This window comes from Paenibacillus sp. GCM10027630 (assembly GCF_042676305.1).
GTDB lineage: Bacteria > Bacillota > Bacilli > Paenibacillales > NBRC-103111 > Paenibacillus_S.
This window is the reverse complement of record NZ_JBHTGY010000016.1, coordinates 38,879-63,895: the sequence shown is the minus strand read 5'-3', so window position 1 is coordinate 63,895 and position 25,017 is coordinate 38,879. Positions and strand designations below refer to the sequence as shown.

18 protein-coding genes and 3 pseudogenes are annotated in these 25,017 nt (G+C 43.8%); 2 read left to right on the top strand and 19 right to left on the bottom strand.

Annotation, left to right across the window (positions count from 1 at the left end; translation table 11 throughout):
- Window positions 1-523: 523 nt before the first annotated feature.
- Together ACFQ0C_RS09365 and ACFQ0C_RS09360 are read right to left on the bottom strand one after the other, a co-directional pair.
- On the bottom strand, window positions 524-1,090 hold the full coding sequence (locus ACFQ0C_RS09365; RefSeq protein WP_379366126.1) for a dihydrofolate reductase family protein: 567 nt from the start codon (window positions 1,088-1,090) through the stop codon (window positions 524-526).
- Window positions 1,091-1,417: 327 nt separating this feature from the next.
- A pseudogene (locus ACFQ0C_RS09360) lies at window positions 1,418-1,534 on the bottom strand (acetyltransferase); the annotation flags it as partial.
- Between ACFQ0C_RS09360 and ACFQ0C_RS09355 the strand changes: the two are divergent.
- Together ACFQ0C_RS09355 and ACFQ0C_RS09350 are read left to right on the top strand one after the other, a co-directional pair.
- Window positions 1,509-1,673 (top strand): annotated as a pseudogene (locus ACFQ0C_RS09355) (maltose acetyltransferase domain-containing protein); the annotation flags it as partial. The pseudogenes ACFQ0C_RS09360 and ACFQ0C_RS09355 overlap by 26 nt on opposite strands.
- Before the next feature lie 452 nt (window positions 1,674-2,125).
- Window positions 2,126-3,487 carry a DJ-1/PfpI family protein gene (locus ACFQ0C_RS09350; protein ID WP_379366124.1) on the top strand — a complete coding sequence of 454 codons (1,362 nt, stop codon included), beginning with the start codon at window positions 2,126-2,128 and terminating at the stop codon, window positions 3,485-3,487.
- A gap of 488 nt (window positions 3,488-3,975) precedes the next feature.
- Here the strand turns inward: ACFQ0C_RS09350 and ACFQ0C_RS09345 are convergent, their stop codons facing one another.
- The 17 genes and pseudogenes from ACFQ0C_RS09345 to ACFQ0C_RS09265 form a co-directional block, all read right to left on the bottom strand.
- Entirely contained in the window at window positions 3,976-7,080 is a 3,105-nt protein-coding gene (locus tag ACFQ0C_RS09345) for a hybrid sensor histidine kinase/response regulator (protein WP_379366122.1), read from the bottom strand.
- 564 nt (window positions 7,081-7,644) lie between these two features.
- Complete coding sequence (locus ACFQ0C_RS09340; RefSeq protein ID WP_379366120.1) at window positions 7,645-8,742, bottom strand: NAD(P)/FAD-dependent oxidoreductase; 1,098 nt, start codon at window positions 8,740-8,742, stop codon at window positions 7,645-7,647.
- Window positions 8,743-9,055: 313 nt separating this feature from the next.
- On the bottom strand, window positions 9,056-9,403 hold the full coding sequence (locus ACFQ0C_RS09335; protein WP_379366118.1) for a 3'-5' exonuclease: 348 nt from the start codon (window positions 9,401-9,403) through the stop codon (window positions 9,056-9,058).
- 412 nt (window positions 9,404-9,815) lie between these two features.
- Entirely contained in the window at window positions 9,816-10,355 is a 540-nt protein-coding gene (locus ACFQ0C_RS09330; RefSeq protein ID WP_379366140.1) for a UvrD-helicase domain-containing protein, read from the bottom strand.
- Window positions 10,356-11,317: 962 nt separating this feature from the next.
- The gene (locus tag ACFQ0C_RS09325; RefSeq protein ID WP_379366116.1) at window positions 11,318-12,601 is read right to left on the bottom strand and encodes an IS110 family RNA-guided transposase; all 1,284 of its coding nucleotides are present in this window, start codon (window positions 12,599-12,601) and stop codon (window positions 11,318-11,320) included.
- A gap of 427 nt (window positions 12,602-13,028) precedes the next feature.
- The gene (locus tag ACFQ0C_RS09320; RefSeq protein WP_379366114.1) at window positions 13,029-13,940 is read right to left on the bottom strand and encodes an AEC family transporter; all 912 of its coding nucleotides are present in this window, start codon (window positions 13,938-13,940) and stop codon (window positions 13,029-13,031) included.
- Window positions 13,941-14,387: 447 nt separating this feature from the next.
- On the bottom strand, window positions 14,388-14,696 hold the full coding sequence (locus tag ACFQ0C_RS09315) for a transposase (RefSeq protein ID WP_445324350.1): 309 nt from the start codon (window positions 14,694-14,696) through the stop codon (window positions 14,388-14,390).
- A gap of 73 nt (window positions 14,697-14,769) precedes the next feature.
- The gene (locus tag ACFQ0C_RS09310; RefSeq protein WP_379366110.1) at window positions 14,770-14,988 is read right to left on the bottom strand and encodes a hypothetical protein; all 219 of its coding nucleotides are present in this window, start codon (window positions 14,986-14,988) and stop codon (window positions 14,770-14,772) included.
- 916 nt (window positions 14,989-15,904) lie between these two features.
- Entirely contained in the window at window positions 15,905-16,492 is a 588-nt protein-coding gene (locus ACFQ0C_RS09305; protein WP_379366108.1) for a histidine phosphatase family protein, read from the bottom strand.
- A gap of 16 nt (window positions 16,493-16,508) precedes the next feature.
- Window positions 16,509-17,282 carry a glycerophosphodiester phosphodiesterase gene (locus ACFQ0C_RS09300; RefSeq protein WP_379366106.1) on the bottom strand — a complete coding sequence of 258 codons (774 nt, stop codon included), beginning with the start codon at window positions 17,280-17,282 and terminating at the stop codon, window positions 16,509-16,511.
- A gap of 124 nt (window positions 17,283-17,406) precedes the next feature.
- A complete protein-coding gene (locus tag ACFQ0C_RS09295) occupies window positions 17,407-18,786 on the bottom strand; it encodes an ABC transporter substrate-binding protein (protein ID WP_379366104.1) in 1,380 nt (459 codons plus the stop codon).
- Between the two features lie 82 nt (window positions 18,787-18,868).
- Window positions 18,869-19,690 carry a carbohydrate ABC transporter permease gene (locus ACFQ0C_RS09290; protein WP_379366102.1) on the bottom strand — a complete coding sequence of 274 codons (822 nt, stop codon included), beginning with the start codon at window positions 19,688-19,690 and terminating at the stop codon, window positions 18,869-18,871.
- Window positions 19,687-20,646, bottom strand: a complete 960-nt coding sequence (locus ACFQ0C_RS09285; protein WP_379366100.1) for a carbohydrate ABC transporter permease — start codon at window positions 20,644-20,646, stop codon at window positions 19,687-19,689. The genes ACFQ0C_RS09290 and ACFQ0C_RS09285 overlap by 4 nt, the downstream gene beginning before the upstream one ends.
- A gap of 77 nt (window positions 20,647-20,723) precedes the next feature.
- Complete coding sequence (locus ACFQ0C_RS09280) at window positions 20,724-21,740, bottom strand: LacI family DNA-binding transcriptional regulator (protein ID WP_379366098.1); 1,017 nt, start codon at window positions 21,738-21,740, stop codon at window positions 20,724-20,726.
- A gap of 582 nt (window positions 21,741-22,322) precedes the next feature.
- Entirely contained in the window at window positions 22,323-22,460 is a 138-nt protein-coding gene (locus tag ACFQ0C_RS09275; protein ID WP_379366096.1) for a hypothetical protein, read from the bottom strand.
- A 479-nt stretch (window positions 22,461-22,939) separates the two neighbouring features.
- Window positions 22,940-23,797 (bottom strand): annotated as a pseudogene (locus ACFQ0C_RS09270) (ATP-binding cassette domain-containing protein).
- An 86-nt stretch (window positions 23,798-23,883) separates the two neighbouring features.
- The gene (locus ACFQ0C_RS09265; RefSeq protein WP_379366094.1) at window positions 23,884-24,282 is read right to left on the bottom strand and encodes a 6TM ABC transporter family protein; all 399 of its coding nucleotides are present in this window, start codon (window positions 24,280-24,282) and stop codon (window positions 23,884-23,886) included.
- Window positions 24,283-25,017: the final 735 nt, after the last annotated feature.

Below are 25,017 nucleotides of genomic sequence, written 5' to 3'. Positions count from 1 at the left end.
AGCGCCTCCTTGATGGTGTTGGGTTTCGAACCCTTGGACAAACCCATCATACCGAGGCGCTCCTTTTTTGACAAAGACGATTTCTTAGCCTTAACAGGAATGTTTCGCGGAGCGAAGGTTTTCAACAAATGTTCTCTGTTTAGCTTAGTCATTTGGCATCAACGATACCGTAGAACTGAGTAGCTAACTTAAGGAACTCTTCTCCCCTACCACTATTAATTGATATTTCTAGAAACGCCCCAATTGGACCAAATAAGACTAGTAGTTCAGATATTGCTTTATCATCTCCGAGTTTAAGTTGCTGTTGAAGTCTGTCCAAAGTAATTAAAACTTCCTCAACAGTTTAAAAACGCGACCAAGTGACATCAGTATACGGGGTGTCGATTAATTTCCTCAGTTCACTTAACAAAACTAAGAAACCATTGTAATTATACAATTAGTATCACTTCCATAAACAAAAGAAGAGCTGCCGCACGGCAAGCTCCTCCACTATCGTGTCCAGTTAGCGGAACACATTGTACGGCTATTTCTCCAACTCATAGCGGGCCCCGATAATGCCCGACTTGAGCGTTCTGCTAGACAGCAGCTTGAGCCTGATTTTCTCGCCGCCGTTGAATACCGATTTTCCGGCGCCCAGGACGACCGGACAAATTGTAAGCAGGAATTCGTCGATCAGGCCGAGCTCAAGCAGCGTCTTCGCTGCTCCCGGGCTTCCGAAGATGACGAGATTTTTGCCAGTCTGCTCCTTGAGTATCTTGATTTCCTCTGCGATATTGTCCTTGATCAGAATAGTATTGTTCCATTCCGCCTTCTCCATGGTCCTGGAAATGACGATCTTCTTAACATCCTGCAGCCATTTGGCATGCTCCATATCGTGCCTCGACGCATTCGGATTGTCCAGCACCGTGGGCCAGTAGCTCTCCATCATCCGATACGTCGTGCGTCCATAAACTGGAGCTCCGACTTCGGCTACGACCTCCTCGGCGTATTTCTCTAATTCCTCGTTGTACGGAATCCAATCTAGTACTCCGTTTGAATCCGACGCATACCCGTCCAGTGACACATGCATAAACAATACGAGTTTTCTCATGTTTGCTTCTCCTCCGATTTCGAGTTTAGTTGTTCGATTTTTTGGCATTAGGCCCGTGTTTCGTCCTGCTCTTACGTTCACAATAAATCATTACCTTACGTAAGGGTCAAGTGGAAATCTGAATTTTTTTGAAGACAACAATGTTGCGCAAAACTGCCCGTCAGCTTAATGCCTTCTACAATGTAGGCTGATTTGTGTCACTAGTCGACAATGTAGGGAGATTTGTGCATTTTCAAATGACACAAATCCTCCTACATAAAAAATAAAAAGCCTGATTCCTCAAGCTTTTCTTCGATATGTTATGTAGGTACGATAGTAAGTAGCAATTTAAATATCAATGTTCTTAATAACTTTTGCAGGGTTCCCTCCTACGACAACATTATTGGGAACGTCTTTTGTCACTACTGCTCCTGACGCTATAACTACATTATCACCGATTGTTATACTGTTATATCTTGCTTCCGACCCACAGTTAAACAAAAACCGTGAATATGCAAGGAGAATGACTAGATTATTCAATCAAACCTTTGAGACCGAGTATGCAAAGCGAACAGAAATCCTCAAGCAGCTTTTCGGATCAACACACTCCTGCTAACATTTTTTCTTTCTCGGTTTTGTTATCCATTCTGGACTTCCTTTCTTAAAAGCTAAACTCGACTAAATTCATTATACCCCTAACGTATTCTGCATAACTGTCCATTCGTCATCCATGCAGCACAAAATAGCTGGTTTTAGTTTAACACTACTACTTAGCCTACAACTTTATTTTTCGGTTTAACACTTTATTTTCCTGTAACATCATGCTTCGCTGGCGTTGTGCGAATAGCCCCTTCGGGTCATATTCAGATAAGGGCCGGTCAGTTATGATTATAAAGTAGCAATATACTGATGTTCGGGAAAAATTCCTTAGCTAGACCTTAGCCGGGGAAAAAACACAGTCTTTTGGTGGTTTTTCCACTTGCCTTCTCTTGTTATTATTAAATTAAGTAAGTTAATTATAATAATTAACTATAATAATAAAAGGAGAGAGGATAATTGAAAAAGGTATGGCGTTTCATCGTGTACACGTGTGTTTTTGTTCTGGTTGTAGGAGGAACCGGAGCGATCGGGTTCATGCGCACGATGCAGGAGGCTATGTCGGTTTATGATAAGCCGGTTCCTGCTTCTTTACAAAGCATCCAAGCTCCTGCCTATGATTCAAAAAAACCGACAGTAGCCGTTATTTTGGCGAATGAAGTGACTGAGGTGTTCGATTTTCTCGTACCTTACGAAATGTTCTCCATGACAGGCTCGTACAATGTGTATGCAGCTGCACCCGACAAAAATATCAAATCGTTGACGGGCGGTCTTGATGTCGCACCGCATTACACTTTTGACGAGTTAGACAAATTGACGGGCAAAGGTCCGGATATCATCGTGATCCCTTTCATGCCGATTTTGGATGAGGCGAAATATAAACCTGTCCGCAATTGGATTAGGAAGCACTCAGGCAAGGAAACGACCTTGTTGTCCATCTGCAATGGAGCGGAGAATTTGGCCGATACCGGCCTCCTGAAAGAGAAATCTGCGGCAACGCATTGGGGAGATATCGGCAGATTGGAAAAGAAATATACCGAAGTTTCTTGGATAAGGGATCAACGTTATGTGGCCGATGGCAACTTGGTCTCCTCGGCCGGCCTGACTTCGGGGATCGATGCCACGCTGTACGTCATATCCCGGCAAATGGGAGAGCCGATAGCTGCAAAAGTTGCGAAGGAAATGAATTACCCTTCCTATAATTTTGTTCAGCATCCACAGATGAAGCCTTTCACGGCCGGAATGAGCGATATCGACTATATTTTGAACAATGCGTTTCAATGGAGCAAGAAAAAGGACGGGGTTCTGCTGTATGACGGTGCCGACGAACTGATGTTATCCTCTGCTTTTGACACGTATGGGGCTTCCGGCACAACGACGACAATAACGGTATCAAGCAAACGCGAGCCGGTCGTTACTCGGAACGGTTTGAATCTAGTCGCCCGATATCAAATAGCGGATGCTCCGAAACTCGATAAAATGATTTTCGTGGGCCCAGACGTTAAGACACTCGCTACGGGCGAAATCCGAAACTGGAACGTGAACGGTGGAAAGGCTGAGCAGCTTTACCTGCACAGCGATTCGCCCGAGCGGTTCGCGATGGAGCCTGCGTTGGAAGATTTGGCGAAGCAGGAAGATATCCGGACGGCGAAATTCGCTGCGAAGCGGCTCGAGTACCGCGCCACAAGTCAGCTTAAGCTTGAAGGAGCACCATTTTCATACCAAGCGTTCGGCATACCGATTGGTGCTGGCTTGTTATCTCTGTTCGTCCTTTATTTAGCAGACAGACGTTTCGTAAGGAGAAAGACCGTTTTCATATGAAACGGAAAGCCAAAGAAGCATCGCAGACGGCCGGTCTAGATGCTTCTTTTTCGGTAGAGAGAGTTTTAATTAAACTATCCCGTCCCTTAATATTCTGTCGAATTGATTGATTGCAGTGATTTGGCTAATATATACCCACGTTATGTTACCTTTGTCGGGAATGAGATAATGTTCTTGTCAATTTCGGGAATGGGATAAAGTTCTTGTCATTGAAATTTGACAAGAACTTTATCCCATAACACAAATAAGCCGCGATTTAAGCGCTTTTTAATGAGATAATGTTCTTGTCACCCGACAATTATTGTCGGTTGACAAGAACCTGCGCATCGATTGAAGCGTAACTGGGCTCGAATTTGAGCGATAAGAGGGACAGAAGCAGCTCACGTCAAGTTCAAGCAATAGAGTGACAACGACGATTCAAGCCCCGGCGACAATTATTGTGAAAAGCACCGCCCCATTTTCTAACATTCAGAAACTGGGGCGGTGCTTTATTTTATCACTGTAAACGCAACGCGGGTTCCTTCATTCGACGAGCTTGCAATTTGCAACCCTTGGCCGAACAATTGTTTCAGCCTTCGGTCGGTATTGAGCAGCCCGATACCGCGTTTCCAATCGGAACGACTGTTATCCAGCAAGCTGTGCAGCTTGTCCTCATCGATGCCTGGTCCGTCATCGGCAACAGCAATGCGAACGCTGCCTGCCTCCTCGGCAATCGAGATCCTCACGGTTCCGCCGCGAATACGACGGCATACGCCGTGGCGGACGGCATTTTCGACTAAGGGCTGGATCGACAGCGGTGGAACTTGACATTGCAGGTTCGAGTCGATTTCCCACACGATGTTCAGCCGGTCTTCGAATCGTTCCTTTTCGATAAACAAATAGGAACGAACGAGATCCAATTCATGCTGAATCGGCACCAGCTTCTCCGTGTTTGCGAAGTGAAAGCTTGTTTTCAAATAGTTTCCGAACGCATCCAGCAAGCTTCGCATTCTCAATGTATCAATTTCACTTAGCGCAGCGATCGAATTTAACGTATTGAACAAAAAATGCGGCTGAATTTGCGCTTGCAGCCAAGCGGCTTCCAATCTCAGCCTCTCCCTCACCGACGCTTTCAAATCGGTCAACGCCCTCACGCGAGATTTTAACTCGGTCGCTTCGACCGGCTTCATCACATAGTCGTTCGCACCGGATTGAAACCCGGCTTTTATGTCTTCCGTTCGGCTGCGCGCGGTTAGAAGCAATATTGGAAGCTCCGAAATGGTGAATCGGTCCCGGATCGTTCGGGCGAGCTCATACCCGGACATCTGTGGCATCATGACATCGGAAATAACGAGGTCCCACTGCTTCAACTCAAGCAGTGTCAGCGCCTCCTGGCCGCTGGATGCCGTAACTACCTCATAACCGTCCGCGGAGAGCATATTGACAAGAATGCTCAGATTCAGAGGATCGTCATCTACCGCTAATAGGTTTGGACGATCCGCTGCTCTGTCCACCGGCGCATTTGCCGCAATCGAATCCGCTTCCGCGGTATATTCCGTCGTCGCCGTGAGCAGCGGCAATACGAACATCCCTCCCGCCTCATGGTCCTGCTTCCGCTCCCTCGTTTCGGGAGCTTCTTCAACAAGCGGCAGCGTGAACGTAAATACCGATCCTTGGCCCGGAGCGGCATGAGCCTCGATCGTTCCTCCATGAAGCTCTACCAATTGCCGCACGATGCTCAGCCCGAGCCCGAGCCCTCCTACTGCACCAGCACCGAAATTACCTTGCTCGTACGGCTGAAATATACGCTGGATCGTCTCGTCATTCATTCCGATGCCCGTATCCTCGATGGAAATATGCGCCTTTCCTTCCCGGATGACAGCCCCGACCTTTACGGTTCCTTCATTCGTGAATTTCACCGCGTTATGAAGCAGATTAAACAAAATCTGGATCAATCGGTTCTCATCGGCAGTCACTTGAGGAAACGTGCTCGAAATACGATTGACAAACCCCACCCGTTTGCCGTCTGTCATAAACCGAAGCATATCGATGACTCCCGCAACGAGAGATTGAATAGTTACATTCGTCTTATGCAGAACGATTCCCCGCTCGTGCAGCCGTGTTAAATCGAGCAGGTCTCCGAGCATGAAAGACATTCTTCGGCCCACCGTAACGAGTAATTCCAGATCACGCCGGTTTTTGCCATCCATCGCTTTCTCCCCGCTATCTAAAACCGATTGAGCGATGTTGAGCATGCTGTGCAGCGGATTGCGCAATTCATGCGACGTATTGGCAAGAAAATCATCCTTCTGCTTGTCAGCGAGCTGCAGCTTAAGAGCCAGCTTCTTCGTTTGTTCCGCCGTCCGGAAATAACGTTTGAACCAGTATGCTACGAAAGCGAGGAAGGTTATGATGTAATCAATCGGGTAAAAATACAGCTCCATCAGATTAGCGGTCTTCACAAAGCTCCATATGACATTAATTACAATCGCCGTTGACCCTATCAAAAAATAAATCGAGTCGTGTTCTCCACGGGCTACAGCGCGAAAAAAATGCCACGCGAGCACAAACGGGGCGAATACCCCGACAGGAATATATAGATACCAATATAGTTGCGTGTATTCATACGAAACAGCGACAATCAACAGTATTAATACAATACAAAGTGCTGTATACAAGTGAATAACCCTCCGCGAACGCGGATGAGGTACTAGACCCGTGGCAAGCTGGACCATAAACGCATTAAGGGCAAGCAGCGATATAAGAATCAGCTTCACATGCCACTCGTACGTGATCGTCACCCACGTCAGCAGCATTTTGTCGTCGGACAGGAGCGCCAGCATCATCGTACAAAAGTTCATCATGAAAAAATGAAGCAGCGCGGGCTCGCGGGTTCCAATAACGAAAATGATAAAGGTGTAAATCATATGAATGGCTAGAAAGGTACAAAGCAGCAGTTGCATACCGACCGAAAAAAAAGCATGCCCAGTCACCGCATCCAACCTGCCAAATAATAGCGACTGCACTATCCCGCCCATACCTTTATTATGAAAATTCGCCACATGGATGACAACATCGATTTCACTTTTGTCCGTATTGAAAAAGGCCGTATACAATACCGCATCCGGCCTATATTCCCTCGAATCCGCTCCCGGTTGCCCTGCATGTCCCTTGGAACGTCCGTCAATAAATATTTCGGATGAACTAGCGATATCCTGGGCCCGGATACCGAACGATTGATCCTGCTCAGGGTCTACCAAAATGCGCAATCTATAAGACCCGTAGCCGAATGTTGAGCCTGACGATTGGGAAGATATCCAGTTCTGAGGTACCTGAATATATTGACTTCCCGCTTCTTGCGGGCTGGTGTCTTGCGAATTAACCATGATTAGCTGTTCCGGGTAAAATGCCCACTGCCCATCCAGCTTTAAAGGACCCGTCTGCTTGAAATTCCATCCCCGCAAATCCAGCACACCATTAATGGCTTTCGGTTGGTTGGCCGGAGTCGCTTGGAGGGTAATCCATACGAGCCGGATAGCGGTAAGCAACAGGATCAACGTTGCGATAATGATAATAATTTTACGTTTCGTCATCATAGTGTAGATATTCGACAAAAAGTGCGTATTTCCTCTATTTCTCCACATTAAGCTGCTCATGCCTTACGGCTGGAGTAGCTTAAAACCGCCCTTTGCTTAAGAAGTCTTTATCGAAAGTTATCTCACTTATCCTCAGAATCGTTCTGCAAATACAACTGTAAAGTTTCCCTGGCGACATCCAGACTGCGCCTGATATGAGCACGCATCGCCTTCCCCACTGCAATAACGTTTAAGTTATTCTACGGTTTCGTATTACCTCTTACGTCGGGAATGAGTCAGGTTCTTGTCAATTTCGGGAATGGGATCAAGTTCTTGTCATTAGATTTTGACATGAACTTGATCCCATAAAACACAAATGCCGCGATTTACGCGGCTATTAATGAGATAATGTTCTTGTCACCCGACATTTTCTAATCTGTCTACTCCAGTTAACCCTGCTGCGTCTTGTATAAACATTAAGCTTATGTAAGAAGTAGTAGTGAGTTAAGGGCCATCCAATGAGGATGACCTCAAAATTTGTGTTTACAGTTACATGAACTATAAATGCAATCTGATGACTACTAAGTTGGCATTTTTACAACCCTACTGCTTAAATCGGGAGAGACGACAAGACTCTAGTTCGAATCTTGATTCTCGATTGATTATTTCAGTTGCAGCTAGACGCGCAATTAGCGGAGCCAGAGTAATGGCAGAATGCATCACCGTCACATAAAGTCCCTTCATCTGATTATGAAAGCCTACAATCGGATAGCCGTCCTCTGGCATTGGTCTCAACCCAACTTCGATGCTTTCCAGCTCCAATTGATCTCCATCCTTCAGGCTGCGACGCAGCGTCTCGAAGGCACGTGTGCCCACTGCCTCTGGTCCATTTTCCTCCGAATCATCCATATAATCTTCCGCAGCTAGCAATGAATGATCAGTTAGCTGACGTGCTTCAAACTGCGCATTCGAGATTAATGTGTGTATTAGTCTACTCGAGGTCTTCATCCGAATCAGAATGGAAGGTGACGGCGTTACTGGTACGGAGCAACCGAACGAATTGCAAAGTTCGGATACGCCTGTACCCGCGGCCAATACCACAACATCCGACTCTATAAACCTCTTGGATGTATGTACGCCTATTAAGCGGGAATTTTCTTGCTGCAGTTGTGTAACGTTGGTATCAAACTGTACCTTTGCTCCGTATTCCTGTGCTTTTCTTAACAATAGTTCCGTTAATCCTATCGGATCTACTGCTCCTTCTTCATTGGTAAACATCGCATCATTCGGATACTCCTTCAGATTCGGTTCCAATGCCTCAATCTGCTCCCGGTTTAATTTTTGAAGGTGGATTTGCTCATTTAGGTTCGAATCGCCCCACGTTAATGCTCCGTGCCATTGAATTTGTAATTCGGATAGCTCTTGCTGCAGTGCAAGGTATTCTTCTGAAGCGTTGTCATATAAATGTCTGTACTGGGGAGCCACCTTATGTGTTGTATGAATCCAGGCAAATGATTTTTCTGTAACTTCACGCGCTGCGGTAGGGTGTCGTTCAATAACTGTTACATCCTGATTTCGTTTTGCTAGTTGATAGGCCATACAGGCTCCGACAATTCCTGCTCCTATAATTACTACTTTTTGTTTTTCCAGCAGTGACTCCCCCTTTTTCATCTTATTGTAACATAAGCTATCCCTATCCATTCCCTTTCCACGACAATCACGTTATCCAGTCACACGACTCACAATTTTTAGAACTGCATCTCTCGTTAATTTGTTTCCGCCAACAGAGATGAGGTTTACCGTACCATGATCTAGCGCCAAAATTTCAACGCCGGACCTTCCTTCAGGTCTGGGACTTATGATTCGGCTAGTTGTAAATTGCGACGTGTGTACTTTTGCGTACCTAGGACCCCCATCGGATGATTAACTTATCTTATCCGGCAAATAATTTTTCACAATATTGCAACCGAAAAACTATATTTTCGAGATTAAAAACATAATCTTTCCAATTGTATCATCCATTCTTCATTGGTAAATTCAATTCTTTCAAGAATATCGACCGCTTGCTAGGCTTACCTTGGACTGTCTTAGGGAATGTTACATACAAATTATGCTTTGCCCTGGTAGCAGCTACACACATTAACCTTCGCTCTTCTTCGGTTGTAGTTGAAGGCTCTGCTTTCTCTCTACACTCAACTACATTAACATCACTCGGTGGTACAGCTCGATTTGAAGGTAAGCCTCCATCATTTACACCAATAACAAATACATTATCAAAAGCTAATCCCTTACTCTTATGAATAGTCAAGAAATAAAGAGCATTAAATTCTCCTTTATGGTAAAGCTCCAAGCGCTTCTTCATATTACTACGTCTCTCTTTTAAACGGTTATGATAAGTTATGAAATCAGACCAAGATTTATAGTGTTGGCATTCCTTCGTTATCCAGTCAACTTCCTCTTTCGATATATTTTTGTCATTTTTATTCTTAGGGAACTGCAAGAGAGGTTCTATAAATTCTAAGACTTCAACTGAACTATTTTTTACAAGCTTAAATATACCGTTTAAATAGCTTTCTATTATTGCAGTATCACTTTTCTTCTTTTCACACTTAATAAATACTACAAACTCCTGTAATAATGCTTAGACTGATGAATATTGGCTCTGTTCTATGAACTTATTAAAATCTTGTTTCTTAATAAAATGTGCACTAGCAACATTAAGTAAAAGTGGTGTCCATGTACTTGTTTTTAAACTCATAAATATTAAAAATGCCCTAAATATCCTCATTGCTTTCAATCACGAAAGGAATTCCACGATTGTCTAGCGCTTGATAAACACTTTGCAGTTGACCAACCGAACAATACAAAATGGTTGACAGGGTATAATTGACTGGCTCAATTCTATCATTGAAGACGAAGGGCTTGATTTTTCCAACCTCTTGAGATTTGGTAATAATCCAATTAGCTTCTTCTCCCTGGTCAGGTGCTGCCCAAACATAAGCATCACCAGTAACCTTATGAAATGGCTCCATTGCCTTTTCTATTCTGTCATGAGCATTTGCTTGAATCACCCTATTACCAGCATGGACAATGTTCTGCTTTGAGCGATAATTTGTCATTAGTTCTAATGTATATGTATCATAAGCTTCATGGAAGTGTTTAATAAATCTTGGGTCTGACCCTCGAAAAGCGTAAATACTCTGGTCATCATCACCGACTATTATAAGTTTTGCACCACTTCCATCATGAGGAGCAATTATCTTTAAAATATCCATTTGTAGCGGATTCATATCTTGAAATTCGTCAACGGATATATAAACTCGCGTGCAGATTCATATTGTTGAAGCGCACGATATAAATTAAGCCCGCCACCGACATAATTCTAAATTAAACATGATTTCTGGCATTACATTTTTGGTACATTTGTGTCATGTCTTCTCTTCTTCTTCTTCGGTTTGTGATAATGTTCTTGTCACCCGACAATTGACCGCAGTGCAACTAACGTGTCCCGTTAGTTCAGCCCCGTTGACTGATTGGGTAATGCAAACTACTTATCGAGGCAAGGTCATCTAACCGTCTGGTAAACGAGGCCTATGGCTCCAGAATCAAATGTCTTGTTTTCGATAAGTTTAAGATTGATCTTCTCCTTGAGACCTTGGAATAACGGCAACCCGATATGCGGCTGATAATGCAAATATGTTTTTGTCCTCTTACAATTCTTCGTCTTCGTTGTTTGTTGTCTAGCCATTTTTGGGTTTGTGCTAAGAGTAATTTTCGGGGTAGCTGTAACTGGTTACAATCATTATCTATATCACCTCAATTACAGTTTAGGTGCTGGTTTCCGATTGGTGTATTGGTGTATATGTTTCCATACACATGTTAATTATCCTGCCCGTTACTTCCCTCGGTATTAAGGGATTTTCTCACGTTTACTCGCTCATTCGCAGGATTACACCCTCTTGGAAAAAAGGATATAACGGTAAAGTTGTGGTCGTGGCACCACCGAACAGCCATGAAGGCATACGGAAATAAAGGATAAGACTTAATTCCCTCATAATTCCATTTACTGCACGCATTCTCCACAATGCCCTCGGAGGTTCACCCTCCCATATCTCAACGGGTCTATGCCCTTACCTTCCTTCGTTATACCTGTCCAAGGGGTGGAGGCCGATCATGTTCAATGTGCGGGTCAGTGCCCTTAAGTAACGGGTAATCGGTACTCCGTGCTTTCTTTGTAATCCTGCGAATGAACCAACCTACGTAATTTAGATATACTTTAAGCTACTCTGTCATGAATAACGGCCTTGTCAGGATTAAAAGACTCTCCTCGTTGAGCTAAACCAACCAGAATACGTGCTAGTTTACCAATTAATTTAAACAAGGAACGGTACTTTTTCATGTGCCTTACATGTACATTATGTTCATGCCACTTCCGAAACAACGGGTTGTTACCAATAAGACGTAAGGTCGCTAAATACAAATACTTTCGTAGGGTTGCATCTCCCCGTTTCGAGAGGATGATCTGTCCTTTCCGTTTCCCTGACATACTCTCAGCCAGGTTCATACCTGCTCTTCTCAGCAGTTGTCGCCCGTGTGAATACAGATTTAGATCACCTGCACCTGAAAGGATAGCCGCAATGAAGATGGGTCCTAGACCTTGAATGGAGCGAAGTTGATGAGCCAAAGGTATCTTATCCAGGAGCACCAGGATTTCTTGTTCAATCATCTCTAGAATCTCGACAATGCGACAATACTCCTCAAGTAGTCGGCGCAAATCCTGTTTGGCTTCGTGGGTAGCTATCGTTTCTCCTATGCTTCTAGCTGCAGAAGTGAGGAGCTGTGCAGCCTTCTGTAGTCCTGTAGTTCCGCCGGCTCGTTTCATGTGCTTTCTCCAGCTTACTATGATTTCTGCTGCAGTCACCCCATGTAAGTCTGCTGGAACAGGGAATTCATAAAGCGTCGCCATGGATCGCTTGCATGTCCAATCCGAAAAAACTGAAGTATATTCAGGGAAACGGATATCCAGCCAGCGAATAATTCGGTTCTGAAGCCGTATGCAATTCGCAACCCAAAACTCTCGATCGCTCATGATAACGCGTAACCTTTGAAAAGAATGCGATTGCTTCGTGTATTCAGAGTAATACCCCCGACTAACAACATCCGCGATGACAAGAGCGTCCTTCGGATCATTTTTGGAAGGAGAATTATCTCTATTCTCCTTGTTTCTCTTCGTCGTAACAGGGTTCACCAGAACAACGCTTAACCTCTCTTCAACCAGCCAATTCGCTAGATTAAACCAATAGTGTCCCGTCGGTTCCATTCCAATTATTATGTTGTTCAAACGGTGTTTCTGTTGCAACTCATGAATCCAACTTCCAAACCTTTCAAACCCTTCTTTGTTGTTTGTAAACGTAAGATGTCGTTTAGAAAGAACAATTCCGCGAAAGTTTGTTGCCTGTGCGACATGTGCATCCTTCGCCATGTCAATGCCAATTACTAAGTGAGATGGAGTAATTCGTTCTATCCGTTGATTTTGTTCGTCTGATTGCTTAAACTTCATAATAAGAGCTCCTCCTTGATGGTGTTGGGTTTCAAACCCGTGGACAAACCCATCATACCGAGGTGCTCCTTTTTTGACAAAGACCATTTTTTAGGTCCTACAGGAAGGTTTAATGGCCATGTGAATAATTCATTAAAAATCCAAGCTTTAATATCACCACGATTATGCGCATATGTTTGTGTCGCAAAACGATTATGCACCTATGTTTGTGTCGTGACCTCGCGTCACAAACATAGGTGCTTTGAAATAAAAAATCCCCGATTGACGGGGATCTAAAAGCACTCATGTTTGTGTCGCCGGACAATTAATCCCATCCCCTGACGACTTACAAGCTGTCGGGAGACAAGAACATTATCCCATTACCTCCTCATAGCCCAATAACCATGGGTTGGTCATGTTTTTCAGTAAGGCTTAGAATCAGCCTGGATTACATGGTGCTTACTATGTAATACAATATAGGAGCTACTAGCAACAAAAGCGCAGTGTTAAAAAGCCAACTGGAATTGGCCAAATCGCCGTCCAATTTATATAGCTGAGGTGGAATTAAGGAAGTAAACGCAGGCGGCATCGCGGTTAGAATCAATATCACTTTAAGCACCATATAATCTTCCAACTGGCCTATGCCGAGAAAATACGCTAACGAAGTAACCGCCAATGGCACCATTAGAAATTTCACCACAGAAATGGAGCAGCATTCCTTCAAATACCCGCGGATCGCTTTCACCTTCATGTTGAAACCAATCGGGATCACCAATAGCAAGCTCGACAAAGGAACCGCATACGCAATAAAATCTCCGTACACTGCCGGTCTTTCCCACGAAGAGATACTCAATAAACAGCCGACTACTATCGATAATAGAGAGAACAGGACATACGGATCGACCAATAGGTTAAGTAGCCCTCTTGTTCTTTGTCCCTCAGGTTGATCCGTTGACCCAAATGATTTGGCAATTGGAAAGCCGATCGCATAATAAACAAACTGCTCCAATAATCGAAACATGGCTATATAGGGAACCGTTTCCGGACCAATAAATACAAAGCAAAACAACCCTCCAAAGTTGCCCATATTCGTAAAAGACCCGGATACAAACATCGCTCCTGTTTTCGCACGGTCCAGCTTCTGAAATTTCGAAATACTGATCGCCAGGATCCCGCCCAATACCAATGTAAGAACACCCAACATAGGCAGTAACGCCAATTTCATGCTGTCCAGCTTAACGAACCAGAAAGCACCCAAAATAATGAGTGGATTAATGCCGAGTAATACCAATTGGTTGATCCGTTTAAGAATCACCTCTACAGATACTGAATCGGAAATGTGCTTTCTTTCCCAAAGCACCCTCACGCCCTTGCCCAGCAATAATCCTGCTATAAGAATTCCAATTGGAAGAATAAATTTATCTATGCTAATGCACCCCTGTCTCCTACAACTAACAATTCGGGCCAGTGCCCTATGGGACTATCCTTATTCGTTGGTTTCATTCCTATATCGCAGTATACCATGAGTACCATGACTAGCTCCAGACCGTTGATACCAAGAACAAACAGGCAGCTTACTTGCCCCGGCGGATCAACAGCACCAAATCCACCTCGGAGGGCGAGATTAATAAGGGCTGGTAAGCCCATTTCCCAGTTGAGGGGTTAAACCATCCATTTCACCTCAGCAGATGTTACGTCCAGTTGGACGGCCACACGGGTCGGTGAGCTTTGTGAAATCCTACGAATGAGTCAATATACGTGATGCTTCTTTACTTAAGCTGCTTCTGTCCAGGTCAGGACGGTTTTCTCAGGCGTGAAACTTTCTCCTCGCTGAACAATTCCAACTGGATTGCTGCTTTTTCATCTTCTTTTCTTGCAAATTATACTCATGAAGATGACGGAATACAGGGGTATTCCAAACAAGANCCGAGTCTCCTCGTTTCGAAAGAATAATTCGCCCTTTTCGCTTTCCAGACGTACTTTCGGCCAAATTTAGGCCTGCCTTTCGTAATACCTGACGTCCATGTGCATACTGTCTTAGATCTCCTGTGCCAGCTAGTATGGCCGCTGTGAAGATCTTTCCGAGACCTTTTATGGTACGAATCTGCTGCGCCATTGGAATCTCAGTAAGCAATGCTTCGATATCTTTTTCAATCTCCTCAAGCATGGTGGTAACTCGTTCATATTCTTCAATGAGCCGTTTTAAGTCGAACTTCGATTCGGCTCAGTTTTTCAAAACCGTCAATGCTATTTGAAAATGAGATCTGCCGTTTTGAAATGACGATTCCTCGGAAATTTGTGGAATGTGCCACATGAGTTTCTTTGGCCATGTCGATCCCAACGACGAGATGCGAAGTAGTAATTTGTTCAATTCGTTGATTTTGTCCGTCGGTTTGTTTAAACTTCATAGTAAGAGCGCCTCCTTAATGGTGTAGTGGACAAACCCATCATACCTTAGGCGCTCCTTTTTTTACAAAGCCAATTTCTTAGGCTCAACAGGAATGTTTAGCTTAAAAATAAATTTTTCTAATGTAGAGGATATGAAGCAAGCGATAAATACATTAATAAATAATGGTGAGACCGTGATAACAATGCCATCTGAGAGTGATCGTGGAATTAGATCAGTGGTTGAAGATCCTGATGGTAGAAGAGTAGAAATAATTCAAATTAGGTGATAAAGTCAGGTTTGATAATTAAGCGAACGAGGAACGACATTTCAATAAGACAGCGACAGTCTAGGACCTTATATTCTCGTCCATGTCTGTCGTTGATTCGTATATTAGGGTCAGTCTACAGAGACTAACATATTGGTGGTAATTGATAGGTTTCGAGAGTATGGGGGCATTTTCGATGAAAAATATAAGGGAAATTAACTTACAAATTTAAGTGATATACAGGTGAACTATTCATAGGGACTTCCGAAAAATACACAAATTCCAATGAAAATAGGTGAAAGGGCAATGATTAATTTTATTATGATAAGAAGTTCTGAAGTTGAGCGTATTGTAAAGTTTTAATAATTCCAACATTACTGCCCCTGCTGCCTTCCAATTCGGTTGCTCTGCTTCCACCCCTGGATATATCTCAATGACTAGATTCTCTTGTTCACAGGCAAAGTGTATAGGCCCATTCCCATGTCTTTCCTCTTTGAAGCCCATACCTAAAAGATTATTTGAAAAATTACACGAACATAACAAATAGGCTCTCCCAGAGTTCAATTTGAACTCAGGACAAGCCTATTTGTTATTCAGAGAACCATCCGATCATCTATCGACTTGTTCATCATTCTCTGCACCGTTAAGACTAAAACCTTCTTCATAACAGTCAACAATATAAGCCGGACCCATCTCCCAAATGTTTAAAGCAGTTGATCATTTCGCCCTGCCAACAATCGACTTCTTTACGAATTACACTAATCGAGGTATTCCCAAGCGTGGAAATCTCTTGTCCCCCCAATAAATGTTTTAAAGTGACAGCAATAAAAGTTCCGTGGCTAACTAGAAGTATTTTCTGACCGCTATACCGGACAACCAGCTCGTGCATCAACTCCGTGCTTCGCACAAGCATATGCTCCAATGTCTCCACATTAAGATCCAATGATTCCCAACCCGAGCCCCAACGGTCTATGCGCTCCTGCACCGTTGTTCCTTCGAGCTGTCCGAAGCTTCTTTCCCGCAAACGCTTGTCCAATTGAACAGGCTTTTTTAACAGTTGACTGATGATCTGCGCCGTTTCTTGGGCACGCAGCAAATCGCTGCTAATCAGAATATCCCACTGTTCGGCACTCAAGCGCTTTGCTACTGCATGCGCCTGAGCTTGCCCCTCTTCATTTAACTCGATATCACGATGTCCTTGGGATCTGCCTTCTTTATTCCAATCGGTCTCCCCATGTCTAACAAAACCAATGATCATCAATAACTCTCCCGATTTACGATATCATACTGCCAGCTTTATCTTGCGATTCCAAGCTATCCAGCATTATTTTCAACAGCGCCGGAAAATCAGTTCCGATTCCCGACACACCAAGATCATACACCCGTTTCATTTGCACCGGATCGTTTACTGTGAAAGTATATACACGCAGCCCGTGCGAAACTGCATCGGTCACATCCTCGGCGTCAATCAGCGTATAATAAGGATGCAACGAGTATATATCCATCCCTGTCAACTCCGCCACATTACGGTGATTGATGAAATTCCCCCTATACAATAGTCCAACTTGTAATCGGGGCTCAGCTTGCTTCAGACCTAACAATACTTTGTGGTGAAAGGACGAAAACACTACACTCTGCAATCGATCGTACTGATTCAATAGCTGCAGCAGCCGTTCCTGCAACCGTGGGGTAAGTGGGCATTTGACCTCCACGTTGATCAAGATTTCAGCCGGTACAGAAGCAAACACTTCCTCCAGTAACGGAAGCTGCTCGCCGGCATAACGTTCATCAAACCAACTCCCAGCGTCCAGCATTTTCAGTTCCTCCACCGACATATTAGCAATTTCCCCCGTGCCGTTCGTTGTTCGATCGACCGTTGAATCATGACATACAAAAATTTCTCCATCTGCCGACAGATGGATGTCCAGCTCCAACCCTTCCGCCCCCTGCTGCAAAGCCAGACCGAATGAAGCCAATGTATTCTCCGGCGCTTCTCCAGAGGCTCCGCGATGGCCGATGATTAACGGCCGTTTATCCTTGTGTGCCATTATAAATCGACTCCTTCCCTTATAAAATTTTCTTATTGAACCGTGTTACTCCCAACCATACGCGAAGGCATGTCACAAACCGAACATTACGCCCTCACGTGTGTTGTGAGCAAGCAAGCGTATATTACTTGCTTACAGTTTTGTTATATACACTGATTTTGCCCGTAATCTCTTTAGCAGCAGCATTCAGTGCTTCACTAGGAGCGTTCTTCCCATTCAGTGCTTCCTCTATTGCATTTTCGGTAAGCGATCTGGCCTCCGAGAACACACCGATTAGAGCGCCCTGCGAAGACAGGTTGTTTTTTGTTTTGTGCAGCTGGTCGACTGCTGTTTGAAACTGTGGATACTTCGCCATATTGTCCTTAAGTACTTGCTCGTCATATGCCTTTTTTGTTATCGGAAAGTAAGCCGTGCTTACATGCCAGTTAGCCTGTTGCTTCGGTGTGACAGCGAACTTAATGAACTCCCATGCTGCTTGTTGCTCTGCTTGAGAACGATTGTTCATGATATATAAGCTCCCGCCGCCTACAATTATGCCGCCTTCTTTAGCATCGGACGGCTTTGGCAGAAATCCCGTTCCAACTTTGAAGCTGTTTTCTGCACTCTTAACAATACTGCGCAAGCTGGCGGTTGTATCGATCGTCAAGGCGATTTGGCCGGCAGAGAACGCCTTTATCGTATCGTCGGGCTTGCGACCGAAGTTAACTGCCGTTTTGGTATCAACCATATTTTTCCACCATGTTAATGTCTTCACGCCCGGTTCGCTATTGAGTAAAGATTCAGTGGCTTGGCTTTTACGACCATTTCCATTATTGACAAGTTCTGCTCCTTGGTTTGCGAAGAACTGCTCCATGTAAGAACCTCTAATGGTAAATCCGCAGGGAATTTTAGCGTTCTCGGTTAGTTTCGCGCAAACATTCAACACTTCTTCATAGGTTACCGGCGGTTTTTCCGGATCGAGACCAGCCGCTTTGAACAAATCCTTATTATAATAAAGAATCGGATTCGAGGTATTGAAAGGCATCGAATTCAGCTTACCATCGATCGTATAGTAGCCGAGGATATTTTCTTCCAATTGAGACAGATCGTATTTCTCTAGATCAATAAACTTCTGCATTGGCGTTATGGCTTTGGAATCGATCATAAAGCGGCTACCGATTTCGTACACCTGCGCAATGGAAGGGCCGTTTTTGCTATCCATTGACGCTTTTAGTTTGTTCAAGCTTTCATCATAACTGCCTTGATATATAGCTTCAACCTTGATCTTATTCTGCGAACTATTGAAATCGGAAACCAACTGGTCCACCGCTTTACCATTTGCACCGCTCATTGCGTGCCACCAAACTACTTTTACCGGTTCGCTGCTTGAGGCCACTTTCGGCGTTTCCTTACTATCTGTTCCACTTACGGCAGGCTGAGTGTTGGCTTGTCCGCACGCTGCCATCATTAGCAATATGAACGCCATCGTGAGATGTAGAACGATTTTCTTGTTTAATCTTTTCATTTCTTAACCACTCCTATATATTTTTTATTTATGCAGAACGTCCGTTCCGGATCGGACGATACTACTTCGATAATCGATACAGTTAGCCTTTGACGGCTCCTTTAGTGATTCCGCTAACTAGTTGGTTGAGACCGAGCACTAACAGAGCCAATGTGGGCAGGAGCACTACTACCACGCCTGCAAACACAAGGTTCCATGATGCACTTTCCTCATTCTTCAACATACTGACTCCGATTTGTACCGTCCGCATGTCTACTGTATTGGTGATCAGAAGTGGCCATAAATACATGTTCCAGTGATTCAAGAACGAGTAGACACCAAGAGCGGCCAATGCTGGTCTTGACAACGGGAGCACTAACGAGAAAAAGCTTCTCAGATGACTGCAACCATCGATTTTGGCTGCTTCGAACAGCTCGTTTGGCAGTTGGAGGAAAAATTGTCGAAGCAAAAATGTTCCAAACGCTGTTGCCAGAAACGGTACGATAAGCCCTTGGTAGGTGTCGATCCAATCCCAGCTTCTGATTGTTAGATAATTCGGGATCATTGTCACTTCCCACGGAATCATCATGGTAGATAAAAACAGAGTAAACAGTACGGTCTTTCCTCTAAACTTCAAGTAAGCGAAGGCGTAAGCGGACAGACTTGCTATAATCAATTGTCCCACCATAATGGCCGTCGATACGATAAAACTGTTGAATACGAAAGTGACGACAGGAATATTTAGAATAACTTCCTTATAATTTTCCCAGTTCAGCCTGCTTGGGAGAAGATTTGGTGGATAAGAAACCGTTTCAGCGTCCGTCATAAAGGAGTTAAACAAAGCGAATAGCAACGGATAAATCGTTAGCAGCGCAGCTATGACTAGAATCAAATAAATCAGGGAAGTTTGCAGACGTGTCATCATTGATAGTGCACCTTCCTCTCAGCAAACCGAAACTGGATGATCGTCAATATCAGGATGATCGCAAACAGGACTAATGCCTGCGCGCTGCCGCTGCCGAATTGGAAATTGACGAACGCATCATTGTATATGTTGAACACAATTACTTCTGTTTTGTACATTGGACCACCCTTGGTCAGTACGTTAATTTGTCCAAAGGTTTGGAACGCTTGGATGACCGATACGATCCCTACGAAAAAGAGAGTCGGTGATATCATCGGTAACGTAATATGGAAAAAGGTGCGCAGTGGACTGGACCCGTCAATTTTGGCGCTATCGTAAATTTCTTCGGAAACGCCCTTCAAACCGCTCAAAAGGAGAATATATTTGAACCCTAGATCCATCCAGATGGTCATGATGGCAACAGCTACAAGAGCCCAAGCGGGATCCGTAAGCCAGTGGATTGGCTTCAAGCCGACAAGCGTCAATACATAATTTAGCATTCCAGAAGTCGGATGGTAGAGCATCGTCCAAATGACTGATCCTGTCCCGGTGGCGATAATCAAAGGCAGTGAAAAGACGAACTGAAACAGCTTCATGCCGCGAATCTTGTTATGAGTCAATGCGGCGAGCAGGAGCGCGAGAAAGATGGCCGTCGGAACTGTCAGCAGCGTAAATGAAAGCGTTACTATCAGGCTTTGAAAAAACTTTTCATTGGTGACCAAATCAACGAAATTGTTCAAACCGACAAACAATGCCACTCTGCCGCGCGGATCCGTCAAATACAAGCTCAAATATACCGATTTGATCAATGGATAAAAAAGAAATGTTCCGAACAACAGCAAAGATGGGGTTAGAAAAATGTAGGCGAGCATTTGTTCCCTCCATTTTTTAGACCGTAGGCTCTGTGTCTTTGTCGTCGACGTTTTCAGATTTTGAGACGATCGACGAAGCGGAACATTCTTTTCAAAACGACTCATAGGTATCTTCCTTCCATTGTTCTTATTAGGAAATAACATTTATTTATATTTCCTTATCTATGTAATATCCCATGGCCTTAATCTTTTGATCTGTTCAACCAACCGCAGCTTACCCGCACGACTAGCGATGGATTGAGAATAATTTGCCGATCTATACCTCGTTCCTTCCCTTCTATTCTTTCAATCAAAGATTCCATTGCCATTTTCCCCATATCATACTTAAGATGATCAATTGTGGATAAAGGGACAATGAAATTTTCAGAATAAGGGTTATTGTCGTTGCCCATGATAGCAATATCTTCGGGTACACGGATACTGGATTCACGCAGCGCTTTGATTGCCCCAAAGGCGATCATATCGCTTGCTGCGCAAATCGCATCGGGAAGCCGTTTCTGAACGGAAATCATTTTCTTAGCATTTATATATCCGGATTCTATCGTATAGTCTCCATGAAAAACGAGACTTGCATCTACTTCTAAACCTTGTTCAGTCATGCCATACTGAAATCCTTCCCATCGTTCATGTGCGGTCGATATTTTCAAATCTCCACCGATGTAAGCGATATTGCGATATCCGAGTGTTACGAGATGCTTGACGGAAAGCTCGGAGGTCAGATGGTTGTTGATGCCGACGTAATTTTTGTCGTAAGCTGGCGGCTTCCGATTAAGTAGTACATAGTTAAGCCCTCTCTTCTCAACCTGTTCCAACTCTTCCCTATGGGATATATTGGATATAAGAAGACCATCGACACGTTTTTCTACAATTAGATCAAGGTAATTGATAAACCGTTTCTGATCGTTCGCCGTATTGCACAATATAAAGCTGTAGCCGTTCATGATCGCCACATCATCCATCCCTTTTATCATTGCAGGATAATAAGGATTTTCAATGTCGGTAACTATCGCCGCTACCGTTTTGGTACTTTTTCCTTTCAAACTTCTGGCAACCGCATTCGGACGATAATTCAGTTCTTCGATCGCTTGGTTCACACGTTCCGTCAACTCCTGGCTGACATAACTCGACTTGTTGATGACTGCAGATACTGTCGCAATTGAAACCTTCGCATATTTGGAAATATCTTTCATCGTGGCCATCGTCTCACTCCTCATCCTGGCCATCTAGCGAAACGTTTTGCTAGATTGTCATAAAAATAGCTTTTATATAGATAATTTGTTATTAAAACTAAGGGATATTTCCAGCGAAACGTTTTGCTTCTTTTTACATTATACAAGATACTCAGCGAAAACGATTTTAAGATATTGTGAAGCGATAATGCGATTACTTTTTTCCATTTGATTAAAAATCCTTTAGCGAAAAGACGCTGTTTTTGTCGTAATCCATGAAGAGGCTGATTTTGCAATATGGAACGTGCCCAGCAAGGAACCCTGCCTCATCTCTTTGTCATTACTGACATCGCCGGCCAGTTTACCGTCGTTGTTAGTTCCAACATACATTTTGCCGAAAAAACCGCCGTTTGTAGTGTCGTGGATCGGTTGAGTACGAAGCGCTAGATAGGTTGATGAAAAAAAAGCCTACCTCTTAAGCGAAATCGGCTTTTTCTCCTTATTCATATTGGATAAAGTTAATCTGTGGTTGGTATTTTATGTGTGATAAATGCTAACAATGGAGCCCTGCATATTCTATAGGCAGAGGTAATACTGTTCTAGTCATTCGAGCTACTTCCGGTATCTTTCCTCTTGGGTTGCTGACCAGTTGTTTACATCTGCATCCGATACTATCAGTCTCAGCTGCAGTAAACGATCCGTCGGAAGATCGACCAGCACCCGCCATGTGCTTGATTCCCGTTGGAACAAAACTGACTATCCCTATCTGAAACTGGCACCAACCCGTGTGTAGTTCATGTTCCCCGTTTCATCCAAAATCTCCACATAAAGCTTCTCAAATTGATGTTGCTTCCTTCTCCCATATAATGACCGGTCTGGTCGTGTTCACTAACGTTGGTTTTTCTTTGCTTCCATTTGGGGAGCTTAGAGTTACTACCGGTTCTTTATAAACCAACCCACTCGTTGTTAAAATCCTCATCCGTTACCATTATCCTCAGCTGCATTAACCGATACCTGGACCATGACCGATTACTTATGTAACAGTTCTTATTTATTTAGGCAGCATATTGATTGAGCATCTTAAACAGTGGGGAAAGAACAATGGATTTTCTGGAATTTGAGCAAAGTACTACGCTTGCACTAATCTGCCCGTTCAATAAACCAAAGAGGAGCTACCGCTAAGCGAGCCCCTCCATTATCGTTCTCCGTTAATGACTGCTTTGTTATAGTCAATTCTTAATGTCGAAACGATATGTTTGACATAATGTTTCTAATTCCAGAATCTTCTGTCGTACCTCAGGCAAGACTTTCTTAATTGGGATACCATTCACAAATGGCTGTTTATTATACACTTTTCTTACTTCAGCTTTAAACTCACCTTGGTTATTAATCTTACTAATAGTTACCCTATGAGGTTCATTTACCAGAACGTTAATTAATTTTCTCAATCTCTCGATCGATTTTTGAATAATCGCTTCATTATCGCTGTCAAGTGCACTTGTAGCTTCGTCCAGAATAAGAATAGCCGGCTTCCGAAGAATCGCTCTTGCCAATACGATTCGTTGACGTTCTCCTCCCTACAACCGTACGCCACGTTCACCGATCACCGTTTCCAGTCCATCAGGCAGCTGCCGTATCAATTCGTCAGATGCTGCGAATCGCAGCGCCTCCCACATTTCTTCATCCGTTGCACTAGGGGCAGCTGCATAAAAATTTTCTTTAATCGTGGAGTGGAATAAGAATGGGTCCTGAGGTACATAACCTACGGTTCCCCTTAATCTTATCGATAATTCCGCACTTAGCTCTTTGCCGTCAATCAACACTTGACCCTTCTCCGGATCGATAAGTCCGATTAAAAGATCCACTAGTGTACTTTTGCCCGCGCCTGATTTCCCTACTATAGCCGTCATGCTGTTGGCCGGCATTCTTAAGCTAATATCTTGCAGCGCGTAGGCCTTCTGATTTGAATCATAACGATAATATACGTTTCGATATTCAATAGCCTGCTCTACGCAAATGTTTTCTGTTTTGGAGGCAAACTGTAGTTCCGTTACTTTAGCCGCCTTATAGTCTTTTTCCAGCTCCATTAAGCTGTTGAAGGCTGGAAGCGATTGCGATAGCTGCTCCTAATGATTCTGTATGGTTGCAAACTTCGGCCACAGACGGGAGAAGATTACAATAATAAAAACAAGCTTTTCGGCCTGTACTTGATAGAATATGACAGACATATACATAAAAAATAAATTAAAAAACCGGATACTATTTTGTGGTAAAACGTTGAACGATTTTGCAATCCCATAAATTGAACGGAATTTCGCTCCATCTTCTCGCACAATATGCGAAACCAACTCACATGCTGTTGCTCCATCAAATTGCTTTTGATTTCTTTGGTACCGTTGAAATGGTCTATCATGCCAGCCATATAAGCTTGGGTCAGTGATGAAGCTTGATCACCGTACGCACGGGATTGTTTCGCAAACCTGCGGGAATACAAAGCAAGAGCAATACCGCAAAGCAATACGGTTAGGGTCAGTTCAACCGACAGCCATAACGCAATAAAAATTTGAACCAATGTGAACAACCCCACCAGAATCAGGCCAAGAAAAACATACACCCCATAATTTACACGATGAAGCTCATTGGTCATATTATGGATGAGATCGGATCTTCTTTTTTTTTAAAAGAATGACCAATTTGCCCGCATGATGGATTCATAAATCTCCAGTCTCAAATACTTAACAAAGCCATGACTTATTTCTCCATTCATGACCGACAAATATCTATAAATTTGTGGTAAGCTTATGAACCCCACCTTATCCAGCGTTTTGGACAAGAACTTACAGTGTTAAATCCAAAAACCGCTCTATACGCGGATTCAAATGGATGTTCTTGTCCAACTACAGTTACACAATATATCACTGTCTTTTTCGTCTATTAAAAATAAGATCCCCTATTCGCATACAAAGGCAACCACGCCGCTTGGCTGGTTGCCTGTTAACTATCTATTCTGAGTCTTGTGGTATATTGAAAATGGGACAATGTTTGTATCGCCGGCTCGCGACAAGAACATTGTCCCATTATTAAAAAAGAGCCGCAATATAAGCGACCATGAAAGGGATAATGTTTGTGTCGACCGACAACAGAGGATGAAAATGGGTCCCCCTGTCTATACTGTTTGTACGGCTGGCGAAGAAGGTCGATTAGCTATGGTGCCGTAGAGCCCAACCGTTAGTCTGACTCCGACCACCACGGTGCATCACAGAATGTCGCACCCTTTAAGGGTAGCACTCATGGGAGATTAATCCTT